This window comes from Pseudomonas sp. B21-053, assembly GCF_026016365.1.
GTDB classification, from domain to species: domain Bacteria; phylum Pseudomonadota; class Gammaproteobacteria; order Pseudomonadales; family Pseudomonadaceae; genus Aquipseudomonas; species Aquipseudomonas nunensis.
On record NZ_CP087205.1, the window covers coordinates 16,786 to 31,285 of the forward strand.

13 protein-coding genes are annotated in these 14,500 nt (G+C 61.3%); 5 read left to right on the forward strand and 8 right to left on the reverse strand.

All coding sequences use genetic code 11. The annotated features are described in order from the left end of the window. Positions 1-9: 9 nt before the first annotated feature. The 4 genes from trkA to def form a co-directional block, all read right to left on the reverse strand. Positions 10-1,383: a Trk system potassium transporter TrkA gene (gene trkA / locus LOY68_RS00080; RefSeq protein WP_054617161.1), complete on the reverse strand. Its 1,374-nt coding sequence runs from the start codon at positions 1,381-1,383 to the stop codon at positions 10-12. 23 nt (positions 1,384-1,406) lie between these two features. Then, positions 1,407-2,717, reverse strand: a complete 1,311-nt coding sequence (rsmB, locus tag LOY68_RS00085) for a 16S rRNA (cytosine(967)-C(5))-methyltransferase RsmB (RefSeq protein WP_265042317.1) — start codon at positions 2,715-2,717, stop codon at positions 1,407-1,409. Next, positions 2,714-3,673 carry a methionyl-tRNA formyltransferase gene (gene fmt, locus LOY68_RS00090; RefSeq protein ID WP_054048083.1) on the reverse strand — a complete coding sequence of 320 codons (960 nt, stop codon included), beginning with the start codon at positions 3,671-3,673 and terminating at the stop codon, positions 2,714-2,716. Before fmt ends, rsmB begins: the two co-directional genes overlap by 4 nt. A gap of 70 nt (positions 3,674-3,743) precedes the next feature. After that, complete coding sequence (gene def, locus LOY68_RS00095) at positions 3,744-4,250, reverse strand: peptide deformylase (RefSeq protein WP_046056612.1); 507 nt, start codon at positions 4,248-4,250, stop codon at positions 3,744-3,746. Between the two features lie 167 nt (positions 4,251-4,417). Between def and LOY68_RS00100 the strand changes: the two genes are divergently transcribed. From LOY68_RS00100 to LOY68_RS00110, 3 genes are all read left to right on the forward strand, one after another. Continuing rightward, entirely contained in the window at positions 4,418-5,443 is a 1,026-nt protein-coding gene (locus LOY68_RS00100) for a LysM peptidoglycan-binding domain-containing protein (RefSeq protein ID WP_265042321.1), read from the forward strand. A gap of 79 nt (positions 5,444-5,522) precedes the next feature. Beyond that, positions 5,523-6,623, forward strand: a complete 1,101-nt coding sequence (dprA, locus tag LOY68_RS00105; RefSeq protein WP_265042323.1) for a DNA-processing protein DprA — start codon at positions 5,523-5,525, stop codon at positions 6,621-6,623. A 54-nt stretch (positions 6,624-6,677) separates the two neighbouring features. Continuing rightward, the gene (locus LOY68_RS00110; RefSeq protein WP_054048078.1) at positions 6,678-7,235 is read left to right on the forward strand and encodes an L-threonylcarbamoyladenylate synthase; all 558 of its coding nucleotides are present in this window, start codon (positions 6,678-6,680) and stop codon (positions 7,233-7,235) included. An 87-nt stretch (positions 7,236-7,322) separates the two neighbouring features. Here the strand turns inward: LOY68_RS00110 and LOY68_RS00115 are convergent, their stop codons facing one another. Continuing rightward, positions 7,323-8,300, reverse strand: a complete 978-nt coding sequence (locus LOY68_RS00115; RefSeq protein WP_054617164.1) for an NADPH:quinone reductase — start codon at positions 8,298-8,300, stop codon at positions 7,323-7,325. A gap of 164 nt (positions 8,301-8,464) precedes the next feature. On the opposite strand from LOY68_RS00115, the gene hemF reads away from it, so the two are divergent. Then, complete coding sequence (gene hemF, locus LOY68_RS00120) at positions 8,465-9,379, forward strand: oxygen-dependent coproporphyrinogen oxidase (RefSeq protein WP_163910517.1); 915 nt, start codon at positions 8,465-8,467, stop codon at positions 9,377-9,379. An 11-nt stretch (positions 9,380-9,390) separates the two neighbouring features. After that, complete coding sequence (aroE, locus tag LOY68_RS00125; RefSeq protein WP_265042327.1) at positions 9,391-10,212, forward strand: shikimate dehydrogenase; 822 nt, start codon at positions 9,391-9,393, stop codon at positions 10,210-10,212. 95 nt (positions 10,213-10,307) lie between these two features. Here the strand turns inward: aroE and LOY68_RS00130 are convergent, their stop codons facing one another. From LOY68_RS00130 to betC, 3 genes are all read right to left on the reverse strand, one after another. Further along, a complete protein-coding gene (locus LOY68_RS00130; RefSeq protein WP_265042329.1) occupies positions 10,308-11,876 on the reverse strand; it encodes a SulP family inorganic anion transporter in 1,569 nt (522 codons plus the stop codon). A gap of 160 nt (positions 11,877-12,036) precedes the next feature. After that, positions 12,037-12,960, reverse strand: a complete 924-nt coding sequence (choX, locus tag LOY68_RS00135) for a choline ABC transporter substrate-binding protein (protein WP_265042330.1) — start codon at positions 12,958-12,960, stop codon at positions 12,037-12,039. A gap of 16 nt (positions 12,961-12,976) precedes the next feature. Next, positions 12,977-14,491, reverse strand: a complete 1,515-nt coding sequence (betC, locus tag LOY68_RS00140; RefSeq protein WP_265042332.1) for a choline-sulfatase — start codon at positions 14,489-14,491, stop codon at positions 12,977-12,979. Positions 14,492-14,500: the final 9 nt, after the last annotated feature.

Below are 14,500 nucleotides of genomic sequence, written 5' to 3' on the forward strand. Positions count from 1 at the left end.
AATGCTGGATCAGAAGAAGCTCAACCCCACATGGAACAGCTTCTCCACATCCCGAATATGCTTCTTATCCACAAGGAACAGGATCACATGGTCGCCCGCCGCGATCACTGTGTCGTCGTGGGCGATGATCACTTGTTCATCACGAATGATCGCGCCAATCGTGGTGCCCGGCGGCAAACCGATGTTCTCGATCGCCTTGCCAATCACCTTGCTCGACTTCGCATCGCCGTGCGCAATCGCCTCGATGGCTTCCGCCGCGCCTCGGCGCAGTGAGTGCACGCTGACGATATCGCCACGGCGCACGTGGGCCAGCAAGGTGCCGATGGTCGCCAGTTGCGGGCTGATGGCGATGTCGATGTCGCCGCCCTGGATCAAATCCACGTAAGCCGGGTTGTTGATGATCGTCATCACCTTCTTCGCGCCCAGCCGTTTGGCCAGCAACGACGACATGATGTTGGCTTCGTCGTCGTTGGTCAGGGCCAGGAAGATATCCGCGTCGGCGATGTTCTCTTCCAGCAGCAAGTCGCGGTCCGACGCGCTGCCCTGCAACACCACGGTGCTGTCGAGGGTGTCCGAGAGGTAGCGGCAGCGCGCCGGGTTCATCTCGATGATCTTCACCTGATAACGGCTTTCGATGGCCTCGGCCAGGCGTTCGCCGATCTGCCCGCCACCGGCAATGACGATGCGTTTGTAGGTTTCATCGAGGCGGCGCATTTCGCTCATCACCGCGCGAATATTCGCCTTGGCGGCGATGAAAAATACTTCGTCGTCGGCCTCGATCACCGTATCGCCCTGGGGCAGGATCGGTCGGTCGCGGCGAAAAATCGCCGCTACGCGGGTTTCGACATTCGGCATGTGCTCGCGCAACTGCCGCAGTTGTTGACCCACCAACGGCCCGCCGTAATACGCCTTCACCGCCACCAGTTGCGCCTTGCCTTCGGCGAAGTCGATCACCTGCAAGGCGCCGGGGTGTTCGATCAGGCGCTTGATGTAGTTGGTGACCACTTGTTCCGGGCTGATCAGCACGTCCACTGGGATCGCGTCGTTGTTGAACAGCCCGCCACGGGTCAGGTACGCAGCTTCGCGAACCCGGGCGATCTTGGTCGGGGTGTGGAACAAGGTGTGGGCGACCTGGCAGGCGACCATGTTGGTTTCGTCGCTGTTGGTCACCGCGACCAGCATGTCGGCGTCATCGGCACCGGCCTGGCGCAGCACGGTCGGGAACGACGCGCGGCCTTGCACGGTGCGGATATCCAGCCGGTCGCCGAGGTCACGCAGGCGTTCGCCATCGGTGTCGACCACGGTGATGTCGTTGGCTTCGCTGGCCAAGTGTTCCGCCAGCGAACCGCCCACCTGCCCCGCGCCGAGGATGATGATTTTCATCCAGTCACTCCCTTGAAATCCGGTTAACCGCGCGCGGCGGCAATCTTGATCAGTTTGGCGTAGTAGAACCCGTCGTGACCGCCCTGCTGGGCCAGCAGCTGGCGACCATGCGGCTGTTTGATCCCGGCCGTGGTGGCGAGGTCCAGCTCACGCGCGCCCGGCGTGCGGGCGAGGAAGGCTTCGATGACTTCGGTGTTCTCGGTCGGCAATGTCGAGCAGGTGGCGTACAGCAGGATCCCGCCGACCTCCAGGGTTATCCACATGGCGTCGAGCAACTCGCCCTGAAGTACCGCGAGCGCGGCGATGTCGTCGGGTTGGCGCGTTAACTTGATGTCCGGGTGACGACGGATCACGCCAGTGGCCGAGCATGGCGCGTCCAGCAGAATGCGCTGGAACGGTTTGCCGTCCCACCAGGTCGCGGTGTCGCGACCGTCAGCGGCGATCAGTTCGGCGCTCAGGCCCAGGCGCGCGAGGTTTTCCCGCACCCGCACCAGACGCTTGGCTTCCAGGTCCACCGCCACCACGCCGGCCAGTGCAGGCTCGGCTTCAAGGATGTGGCAGGTCTTGCCACCCGGTGCACAGCAGGCGTCCAACACGCGTTGGCCCGGCGCCAGGTCCAGCAAGTCGGCGGCCAGTTGCGCGGCTTCGTCCTGCACGCTGATCCAGCCTTCGGCAAAACCCGGCAGGCTGCGCACATCGGCGGCGGCGTCGAGGATGATGCCGTCGCGGCTGTAAACGCAGGGGTTGGCGGCGATGCCGGCTTCACTCAGCAAGCCGATATATGCGTCGCGGGTCTGATGGCGACGGTTGACCCGCAGAATCATCGGCGGATGCGCGTTGTTCGCCGCGCAAATCGCTTCCCACTGCTCAGGCCAGAACGCCTTCAGGGATTTTTGCAGCCAGCGCGGGTGGGCAGTGCGCACCACCGGGTCGTGTTCCAGCTCCGCCAGCAGCGCTTCGCTTTCCCGTTGGGCGCGGCGCAGCACGGCGTTGAGCAAGGCTTTGGCCCAAGGCTTCTTCAGCTTGTCAGCGCAACCTACGGTTTCGCCAATGGCGGCGTGGGCCGGGACGCGGGTGTAGAGCAGTTGATAGAGGCCGACCAACAGCAAGGCCTCGACATCGGCGTCGGCGGCTTTGAACGGCTTCTGCAACAACTTCGCTGCCAGCGCCGACAAACGTGGCTGCCAGCGCGCGGTGCCGAACGCCAGGTCCTGGGTGAAGCCGCGATCGCGGTCCTCAACCTTGTCCATTTGCGTCGGCAATGAACTGTTGAGCGAGGCTTTTCCGTTCAGTACAGCGGCAAGTGCCTTGGCGGCGGCCAGACGCGGGTTCATTGAGCGTCCGCCGCTTGACCGAGCACGGTGCCGACGGCGAATTTCTCACGACGGCTGTTGAACAAGTCGCTGAAGTTCAGCGCCTTGCCGCCGGGCAATTGCAGACGGGTCAGGCACAGGGCCTGTTCACCGCAGGCGACGATCAAGCCGTCCTTGCTGGCGCTGAGGATTTCCCCCGGTGCGCCCTGCCCTTCGGCGAGGTTCGCGGCCAATACTTTCAGCGCTTCGCCGTTCAGGGTGCTGTGGGTGATCGGCCATGGGTTGAAGGCGCGGACCAGGCGTTCCAGCTCTACCGCCGGGCGACTCCAGTCGATGCGTGCTTCGTCTTTGTTCAATTTGTGTGCGTAGGTGGCGAGGCTGTCGTCCTGCACTTCGCCTTCCAGCGTGCCGGCAGCGAGGCCGGCAATCGCTTCAACCACGGCCGGCGGACCCATTTCCGCCAAACGGTCGTGGAGGCTGCCGCCAGTGTCTTCGCCGGTAATCGGCGTGGTGACCTTCAGCAGCATCGGCCCGGTATCGAGGCCCAGTTCCATGCGCATTACGGTCACGCCGCTTTCGCTGTCGCCTGCTTCAACGGCGCGCTGGATCGGCGCCGCACCGCGCCAGCGTGGCAGCAACGAGGCGTGGCTGTTGATGCAACCCAGGCGCGGAATATCCAGCACCACTTGCGGCAGGATCAGACCGTAGGCGACCACCACCAGCAAGTCGGGTTTCAGTGCGGCCAGTTCAGCCTGGGCGTCTTCATTGCGCAGGGTCGGCGGTTGCATGACCGGGATGTTGTTTTCCAGAGCCAACTGCTTGACCGGGCTCGGCATCAGTTTTTGCCCGCGGCCCGCCGGACGGTCCGGTTGGGTGTAGACCGCGACGATCTCGTAAGGGCTGGCGAGCAGGGCCTTGAGGTGTTCGGCGGCGAATTCCGGGGTGCCGGCAAAAACGATGCGCAGTGGCTCAGTCATGGAAACTCTCTATTACAAAGCAGTCGCAAAAGAAAAAGGCTTGCCGCAGCAAGCCTTTGAAAGGAGGGCATCAAGCGTTCTGGCGATGGAGCTTTTCCAGTTTCTTCTTGATTCGGTCGCGTTTGAGATTGGACAGGTAATCGACGAACAACTTGCCGTTGAGGTGGTCGCATTCATGCTGGATGCACACGGCGAGCAGGCCTTCGGCGATCAGTTCGTAAGGTTGGCCGTCGCGGTCCAGGGCCTTGATCTTGACCTTTTGCGGGCGATCGACGTTTTCGTAGAAGCCCGGCACCGAGAGGCAGCCTTCCTGGTATTGCTCCATCTCGTCGGTCAGGGTTTCGAACTCGGGGTTGATGAACACCCGCGGTTCGCTGCGGTCTTCGGAGAGGTCCATCACGACGATACGTTTGTGCACGTTGACCTGGGTCGCGGCGAGGCCGATGCCTGGCGCTTCATACATTGTTTCAAACATATCATCGACCAACTGACGCACTTCGTCGTCCACTACGGCCACAGGTTTGGCGATAGTGCGCAGGCGCGAGTCGGGGAATTCGAGGATGTCTAAAATGGCCATAAGCTTAATTGCTGCACATGTGAGGTAAAGTCGGGTCGATGGCCTGGCGGGTCCGAAGATGCAGGCTACCGTTGTAAAACGTAGCTCCTTTCTTCGAGAAGAGCGAGGAGCGAGCCACGGGGGCTCTGGCGTTTTACGCGAACGCACATAATAAAGGGATTCACCGCATGAGGAAATCACTACTCGCCTTGCTCCTTCTGGCCTCGGCCGGTTTGGCGCACGGGCAAGTGCAACTCAAGGAAGGTTTTCCGCCGCAATACACAGTGGTAAGGGGCGACACACTTTGGGACATCTCCGGCAAATTCCTGCGTGAGCCGTGGAAATGGCCCGAGCTGTGGCAGGTCAATCCGCAAATCCAGAACCCCAATCTCATCTATCCCGGCGACACGTTGACGCTGGTCTATGTCGACGGCCAGCCGCGACTGACCCTCAATCGCGGCGAATCCCGGGGCACCATCAAGCTCTCGCCACGGATCCGCAGCAGCCCGGTGGCCGATGCGATCCCGAGCATCCCGCTGCAATCGATCAACAGCTTTCTGTTGAGCAACCGCATCGTCGACAAGGTCGAGGACTTCGACAAAGCGCCCTACATCGTCGCTGGCGATGCCGAGCGAGTGCTCAGCGGCACCGGTGACCGGATTTTCGCGCGTGGGCATTTCGACCCGAACCAGCCGGTGTACGGCATCTTCCGTCAGGGCAAGGTCTACACCGATCCGCAGAGCAAGGAGTTCCTGGGGATCAACGCCGACGACATTGGCGGCGGCGAGATTGTCGCGACCGAAGGCGATGTCGCCACCCTGGCACTGCAACGCACCACCCAGGAAGTCCGCCTCGGCGACCGTTTATTCAGCGGCGAAGAGCGAGCGATCAATTCGACTTTCATGCCCAGCGCGCCGAAAACCGACATCAACGGCCTGATCATCGATGTGCCACGTGGGGTCACGCAGATTGGCGCAATGGACGTGGTCACGCTGAACAAGGGACAACGGGACGGATTAGCCGAAGGCAACGTGCTGGTGGTGATGAAAACCGGTGAAACCGTGCGTGACCGGATCACCGGCCAGCCGCTGAAAATCCCCGATGAACGCGCAGGTCTGCTGATGGTTTTCCGCACTTACGACAAACTCAGTTACGGGCTGGTTCTCAACGCATCGCGCTCGCTGGCGGTCCTGGATAAGGTGCGAAATCCTTAGCCTGCTCCACAAGTTACCAACAGAGTTATCCACAGCTTATTCCCGTTTGAACGGGGCTCATAACGATCAAGGATGATCCATGTCGCTCTCTGCCTTTACCCCGGTTTCCCCTGCGGAACTGGAGGCGCGTTTACGTCTGCACCGCTTGCCCGAACTGGGACCGATGCGATTCAAGAAACTGCTCGAAGCGTTTGGCTCGGCGTCAAAAGCCATCAGCGCGCCAGCCAGTGCCTGGCGTTCGTTGGGTTTGCCGGCAGCCAGTGCCGAGGCTCGACGCTCCAGTGAAATCCGCGACGGCGCGAGCCACGCATTGGCCTGGCTAGAGCGTCCGGGTCAGCATTTGCTGATGTGGGACCAGCCGGAGTACCCGGCGTTGCTGGCGGAAATCAGCGATGCACCGCCACTGTTATTTGTCGCCGGCGATCCGGGCATCCTGGAAAAGCCGCAGTTGGCGATGGTCGGCAGTCGCCGGGCATCGAGGCCGGGCATGGACACCGCGGCTGCCTTTTCCCGCAGTTTGGCGGGTGCCGGATTCGTCATTACCAGTGGTCTGGCTTTGGGCATTGATGCCGCCGCGCACCAAGCGGCTTTGGACGTGGGCGGCCAAACGGTCGGGGTACTTGGCACGGGACTTGAAAAGTTTTATCCACAGCGCAACCGGCGGCTGGCGGACGCCATGATTGCCTCGGGCAGCGCGGTGCTTTCGGAGTTCCCGCTGGACGCCGGTCCGACCGCCAGCAACTTCCCCCGGCGCAACCGAATCATCAGCGGTTTGTCCCTCGGCGTGCTGGTGGTCGAGGCCAGTGTCGCCAGTGGTTCGTTGATTACCGCCAGGCTCGCAGCGGAGCAAGGTCGCGAGGTTTATGCGATTCCTGGATCGATTCATCATCCCGGCGCCAAGGGCTGTCATCAGCTGATCCGCGACGGTGCGATGCTGGTGGAAACCATCGAGCACATCCTCGAAGCCTTGCGCGGCTGGCAGCAGTTGCCGTTGTCCATCACCGCGCCGTCAGCGACTCATCCCTTGCTGATGTTGCTGCACGCGGCGCCTCACACCAGTGAAGCGCTGGCAAACAGCAGTGGCTGGGCCTTGCCCAAAGTGCTGGCGGCATTGACTGAACTGGAAATGGACGGCCGGGCGGTGTGCGAAAGCGGACGCTGGTTTGCGCGGGTGAGCTAGGTTTTATAAGGAAGATCGGTAAACTGCGCAGAGCCTTATTCCGGAGAGTTTTTCATGGTCAACAGCTGGCGGGTGCAACAAGCCGCACAAGCAATTCGCGCAGGAGCGGTAATTGCCTACCCAACCGAAGCCGTCTGGGGCCTGGGTTGTGACCCGTGGGACGAAGAGGCAGTGGATCGTCTGCTGATGCTCAAGGGCCGGTCAGTGAGCAAGGGCTTGATCCTTGTGGCGGACAACATTCGCCAGTTCGACTTCCTTTTCGAAGACTTCCCTGAACTGTGGATGGACCGCATGGCCAGCACTTGGCCGGGTCCAAACACATGGTTGGTGCCGCACCAGAATCTGTTGCCGCAATGGATTACCGGCGTGCATGAAACCGTGGCGCTGCGGGTTAGCGATCATCCGTTGGTGCGGGACTTGTGTGCGTTGGTCGGGCCATTGGTGTCCACCTCCGCCAACCCACAGGGCCGGCCGGCGGCGCGGACGCGGCTGCGCATCGAGCAGTATTTCCGTGGGCAGCTTGATCTGGTGCTTGGCGGCAATCTGGGTGGGCGCAAGAACCCGAGTGTGATTCGGGATGTGGCGACCGGGCATGTAGTGCGCCAGGGCTGACACCGCGGCGCGGCCATTCGCGAGCAGGCTCGCCCCACATTGGAATACGTTCCCCTGTGGGAGCGAGCCTGCTCGCGAAAGCGTCTGTCAGGGCAACAAAACAATCGAGCCCGTAGTCCGCCGCGCCGACAATTCAGTCTGCGCCTTGGCCGCGTCAGCCAGTGCAAACGTCTGGCTGATGTCCACCGTCAACTTGCCACTGATGATCATCTCGAACAGCTCATTCGCCATGCGCTGCAAGTTTTCGGCGTTGTTGGCATAGGTGCCCAGGGTCGGACGGGTCACGTACAGCGAACCTTTCGCCGCCAGAATCCCCAGATTTACGCCATCCACGGCGCCCGACGCATTGCCGAAGCTCACCACCAGGCCCCGAGGTGACACGCTATCGAGCGACGTCAGCCAGGTGTCCTTGCCCACGCCGTCGTACACCACCGGGACTTTTTTCCCGTCAGTCAATTCCAGCACCCGTTGCGCGACGTTTTCGTGGCTGTAGTCGATGGTCGCCCAGGCGCCGTTGGCCTTGGCCAGTGCTGCTTTTTCCGCTGAACTGACGGTGCCGATCAACTTCACGCCCAACGCCTTGGCCCATTGGCACGCCAGGGAACCGACACCACCCGCCGCCGCGTGGAACAGGATGGTTTCGCCACCCTTGAGTTCATACGTCTGACGCAACAAGTACTGCACGGTGAGGCCCTTGAGCATCACACCGGCGGCCTGTTCGAAACTGATGGCGTCCGGCAGCAGCACCAGATTGGCTTCCGGCAACACATGAACCTGGCTGTAGGCGCCCAATGGGCCGCTGCCGTAGGCCACGCGATCGCCGACCTTGAAGCGGGTAACGTCGCTGCCCACCGCGTCCACCACGCCCGCGCCTTCAGAGCCCAGGCCCGACGGCAAGGCCGGCGGCGGATAGAGGCCGCTGCGGAAATAGGTGTCGATGAAGTTCAGGCCGATGGCCTTGTTGGTGACGCGCACTTGATGCGGGCCGGGTTCGGCGGGTTGGTAATCGACATACTCGAGCACTTCGGGGCCGCCATGGGCGCGGATCTGAATACGCTTTGCCATCTGCCTTCTCCTAACGTCGTTTTACGAAGCTCCCTATCGAACTCCTAAGCTTGATCTTCGTCAACTGCGGCGGGCGTTGTTGCAATGTTATGCTACGCGCCCATTTGCGCCGGCCCCCGCTCCGATGGAGCGCCGCGTAGTTTTGCCCGATTCAAGGTGATGACATGACGACCCGCACCGAGGCCGTAAAAGCCTACCTGCTCGACCTGCAAGACCGCATTTGCGCCGCCCTGGAAACCGAGGACGGCGGCACGCGCTTCGTCGAAGACGCCTGGACCCGCCCTGCCGGCGGTGGCGGTCGCACCCGGGTCATCGAAAACGGCACAGTGATCGAAAAGGGCGGCGTCAACTTTTCCCACGTGTTTGGCAGCGGTCTCCCACCGTCCGCCAGCGCTCATCGGCCGGAACTGGCCGGGCGCGGCTTCGAAGCACTGGGCGTGTCCTTGGTGATTCATCCGCACAATCCGCATGTGCCGACGTCCCACGCCAACGTGCGCTTTTTCATCGCCGAAAAAGAAGGTGAAGAACCGGTCTGGTGGTTCGGCGGCGGCTTCGACCTGACTCCCTATTACGGCAATGAAGAAGATTGCGTGCACTGGCACCGCGTCGCTGAACAGGCTTGTGCGCCGTTCGGCGAGGACGTCTACCCGCGTTACAAGGCCTGGTGCGACAGCTATTTCCATATCAAGCATCGTCACGAGCCTCGGGGCATCGGCGGTCTGTTTTTCGATGACTTGAACGAGTGGGACTTCGACACCAGCTTCGCTTTCATGCGCGCCATTGGCGATGCGTTCATCGAGGCCTACCTGCCGATCGTGCAGCGGCGCAAGAACGATGCGTTCACCGCCAAACAGCGTGAATTCCAGGAATTCCGCCGTGGCCGTTACGTCGAGTTCAACCTGGTCTACGACCGTGGCACCTTGTTCGGCCTGCAATCGGGCGGACGTACCGAATCGATCCTGATGTCCCTGCCGCCGCAAGTGCGCTGGGGTTATGACTGGAAAGCCGAGCCGGGCAGCGAAGAAGCGCGCCTGACCGAGTACTTCCTGCAAGATCGTGACTGGTTGGCCAAGGGCTGAGAGGAATCCTGATGGATCGTTATGTCGTATTCGGTAACCCGATTGGCCACAGCAAGTCGCCGCTGATTCATCGCCTGTTTGCCGAGCAGACCGGTGAACAATTGGACTACAGCACTTCGCTGGCGCCGCTTGATGACTTTACCGAGTTTGCCCGGGCATTTTTCGTTGAAGGCCGTGGGGCAAATGTCACGGTACCGTTCAAGGAAGAGGCCTATCGCCTGGCCGACAGCCTGACGCCGCGCGCGCAACGGGCCGGTGCGGTCAACACCTTGAGCAAACTGGCGGACGGCACGTTGTTGGGCGACAACACTGACGGCGCCGGGCTGGTGCGCGACCTGACGGTCAACGCCGGTTTCAGCCTCAAGGACAAACGCATTCTGTTGCTGGGGGCCGGCGGCGCGGTGCGCGGTGCGCTGGAACCGTTACTGGCGGAACAACCGGCATCGCTGATCATCGCCAATCGTACGGTGGAAAAAGCCGAGTTGCTCGCGCAACTGTTCGCTGACCTGGGTCCGGTGTCCGCCAGTGGTTTCGACTGGTTACAGGAACCGGTGGACCTGATCATCAACGCGACGTCCGCCAGTCTGTCAGGCGATGTACCGCCGATTGCCGGAAGCTTGATCGAACCGGGCAGGACGCTGTGCTACGACATGATGTACGGCAAGGAACCGACCTCGTTCTGCCGCTGGGCCAGCGAACACGGCGCGGTGGTGGTGATGGACGGGTTGGGGATGCTGGCCGAGCAGGCGGCGGAAGCGTTTTTCCTGTGGCGCGGAGTGCGCCCGGATACGGCGCCGGTGTTGGCTGAGCTGCGCCGCCAACTCGCCGCATAACCACTTCCTTGTAGGAGCGAGGCTTGCCCGCGAAGGCGGCCTCAGGTACGCCAAAAGCTTCGCGGGCAAGCCTCGCTCCTACAGAGGGTGGGGTTTCAATCTTCGAAACGGATCGGGCATTTCTCCGCCCCTTCCAGCTTGCGCAACTCCTCCACCACCGGCGGCCGCGCGCCGCGCAAGGTCAGGCTGCGATCCTGGCGCAGTAGCCGCCGCGCTTCCTGGTGCAGCATCTCCACCCCTGAATAGTCGATAAAGTTGATGTGCTGCGCCTCGATCACCACCCGCGCGCCATGCATCCGTTGCAGGCGCACTTGCAGGTAATGGCTGGCACCGAAGAAGATCGAGCCGCCGACCCGCAGAATGTCTTCGTCGCCATCGCGCCAGTGCTGCACTCGTGGCTGAGACGTGCGCTTGAGGTAGAAGAACAGCGAGGCCAAGACTCCGGCGTAGATCGCCGTCTGCAATTCCAGCAGCAATGTGGCGACACAAGTCAGGGCCATGACCAGGAATTCGGCGCGGCTGACCCGCAGCAAGGCGCGAATGCCGCGATGGTCCACCAACCCCCAGGCGATCAACAGGATGCTGCCGGCCATGGCCGGGATGGGGATGTGCGCGATCAATCTGGCGCCGAAGATTGCGAACAGCGCCACCCACAACGCCGAAAACACCCCGGCCAGCGGCGAACAGGCGCCCGCTTCGTAGCTCAGGCCCGAGCGGGTAAAGGAACCGGCCGACAGCGACCCGGAAAAAAACGCACCGACCATGTTTGATAAGCCTTGGGCGCGGACTTCCTGGTTCGCATCGAGCAACTGCTGCGAACGGGCCGACAAAGAACGGGCAATCGACAGGCTGGTAACGAGCCCAAGCATGCCGACCGCGACCGCACTAGGCAGCAAACGCAGGATCAGTTCCAGATCCAGCGGCAGCGCGCTGAAGGGTGGCAACCGTCCAAAAAACGCACTGACCAATTTCACATGGCCAAACATCGCGGGCCAAAGCCACACCAGCAAACCGCTTAACACCAGAGTGATCAACAGCGTCGGCCAGCGTGGCAGCAGCAGTTTCAGAACGATACCGACCACCACTGTGGCCAGGCCCAGTACCAGCGAAGGTTTATCCACAGCCCCGAGGTGAGTGAGCAAGGTCATCAGGCTGTTGAGCGCCGTGGCCTGGTTGGGCAGGTCCAGCCCCAGCAGATTCGGCATTTGCCCGATGGCAATCACCACGGCGGCACCGAGGGTGAAACCCAGCACCACCGAGTGCGAGACGAAATTCACCAGCGCGCCGAACCGCAGCATTCCCAACAACCACTGGAAAATCCCGGCCAACAGCGTAAGAAGCAGTATCAACGTGATGTAGTCCTGGGTCGCCGGCACGGCCAGAGGACTGACGCTGGCGTACAGGACAATGGAAATCGCCGCCGTAGGACCGCAGATCAGATGCCACGACGAACCCCAGAGGCAGGCGATCAGCACCGGGATGATTGCGGCGTACAAACCGTATTCCGGTGGGAGACCGGCAATCAACGCGTAGGCAATGGATTGCGGCAGCGCGAGAATTGCGCCGCTGAGGCCGACGATCAAATCGCGGCCGACACTGACGCGAGTCTGGCGCGGCAACCAGGTCAGAAAAGGAAAGAGTGAATGGCGGCTGGGGAAGGCCATGGGTCCTCTCGGGTGGGAGTTTGCGCAAAGGGTAACAGCACCAGCCCTTGTAGGAGCGAGGCTTGCCCGCGAAGGCGTCCTCAAATGCGCCAAAAGCTTCGCGGGCGAGCCTCGCTCCTACAGGGTCAGGTTGATCATTCCCACGAGGAGCGGTGGGGGGTTAAAGCTTGGCCTTCACCGCCCCCAATGCATCCTTGCCATCCACGGTCTTCACGCCATCCAGCCATTTATCCAACACTGCCGGATTGGCCTTGATCCACGCCTTCACCGCCTCGGCATTGCTGACTTTCTTGTTCACCACCTCAGCCATGATGCTGTTCTCCATTTCCTGGGTGAAACTCAGGTTGGTGAGCAACTTGCCGACGTTCGGGCAGGCCTGTGCATAACCTTTGCGGGTCAATGTATAAACGCTGCCGGTGTCGCCGAAATACTTCTCGCCGCCCTTCAGGTAATGCATTTTCAGCTGCACGTTCATCGGGTGTGGAGTCCAGCCGAGGAAGGTCACGAACTTCTGTTTCTTCACCGCGCGGGACACTTCAGCCAGCATCGCCTGCTCGCTGGACTCAACCAGTTTCCACTGACCCAGTTCGAAGTCGTTCTTCTTGATGATGTCCTGCAGCGAGATATTCGCCGGGGCGCCAGAACCGATGCCGTAGATCTTCTTGTCGAACTTGTCGGCGTACTTATTCAGGTCGGCAAAGTTATGCACACCCGCGTCCCACACATAATCCGGGACCGCCAAAGTGAACTCGGTGCCATCCAGGTTCTTCGCCAGTTGCGTGACATCGCCAGTGGCGACGAATTTGTCGTAGAAGCCCTGCTGCGCCGGCATCCAGTTACCCAAAAACACATCGACCTGGCCGTCCTTCAAACCGCCAAAGGTAATCGGCACCGCGAGGGTGTCGACTTTGGCCTTGTAGCCCATGCCGTCCAGCAGAAACCCGGTGATGGCGTTGGTCGCGGCGATGTCGCTCCATCCCGGATCGGCCATTTTCACCGTCTCGCAGCTTTGATCGGCGGCGTAAACCGATGCACTGCCAAGGGCCAAAAGCCCGACCGTCAGTACTGTGGATAACCTTTGCATGGACTTCCCCTTCACATTATTGGTTTTGGCAGGGTTGTGGATAACGTGCTTTGCGCTCCAGATCATCAAGGTCGATGTGGTTGCGCATGTACTGCTGACTGGCATCTACCAGCGGCTGGTGATCCCAGCTCTTCAGCTTGCCGATCGTCAGGGCGTCGGCAACAAAACGCCGGCGTCGTTGGCTTTCGAGGACCTGTTGGTGGATCGCCGGAATATTCCATTTAGCCCGGGCTTCGGCCAGAAAGTCGTCGAACAGCCGACGATGTTGCGGCAACTGGCTGAGTTCTTCCTGTTCGCGCGGATCGTTATGTACGTCGAAGAGTAGACAGGGGTCGTCTTCGCTGTAGATGAATTTGTAGGCGCCGCGACGAATCATCATCAACGGGCTGATGGTGCCTTCGGCCATGTATTCGCCGAACACCTCGTCGTGACCGCCTTGCCCTTGCAGGTGCGAAACCAGTGAGCGGCCGTCCAGCGGCAAGCCAGGTTCGAGCGAGCCGCCGGCGAGTTCGACGAAGGTTGGCAGCAAATCCGCCGTGGAAACTGCCGCGCTGACCCGTCCCGCACCGAACTGCCCCGGTGCACTGATCAACAAGGGCACGCGGGCGGCCATTTCGAACCAGTGCATTTTGTACCAGAGGCCACGCTCGCCGAGCATGTCGCCATGGTCGCCGGAGAACACAATAATCGTGTCATCGATCAGCCCGGTTTCCTCGAGTGTTTGCAGGAGTTTGCCGACGTTGCTGTCGATATAGCTGCACGCACCGAAATAGGCACGGCGGGCATCGCGAATCTTATCCACAGGCAACGGCTTGTCCCACAGGTCGTAGACCTTGAGCAAACGCTGGGAGTGCGGGTCGAGTTCTGTCTGGGCCGGCGTTGTAGGAAGCGGGATGTCGGCGTCGTCGTACATATCCCAGAAAGCCTTGGGAATGGTGTACGGGTCGTGTGGGTGAGTCATCGACACGGTCAGGCAAAACGGCTGATCGCCATCTTCGCGAATGTGATCGAACAAGTACTGCTGCGCCTTGAACACCACCTCTTCATCGAAATCCAGCTGATTGGTGCGCACGCACGGCCCGGCTTGCAGCACCGATGACATGTTGTGGTACCAGGTCGGACGTACGTCCGGCTCATCCCAGTTCACCGACCAGCCGTAGTCGGCCGGGTAAATGTCGCTGGTCAGGCGTTCTTCATAGCCGTGGAGCTGGTCCGGGCCGCAGAAATGCATCTTGCCCGAGAGCGCGGTGCGGTAGCCAAGGCGACGCAGGTAGTGGGCATAGGTCGGTACATCGGCGGGGAAATCGGCCGCGTTGTCGTAGGCGCCGATCTTGCTCGGCAATTGCCCGCTGACCAGGGTAAACCGCGACGGCGCGCACAAGGGGCTGTTGCAATACGCGGCGTCGAACACCACGCCTTCGGCGGCGAGGCGACTGAGATTCGGGAGTTTGATGGGCGAAGGACCGTAGAACGGCAACATTGGCGCGGCCATCTGATCGGCCATGATGAAAAGAATATTCTTGCGCTTCATGTGATCGCG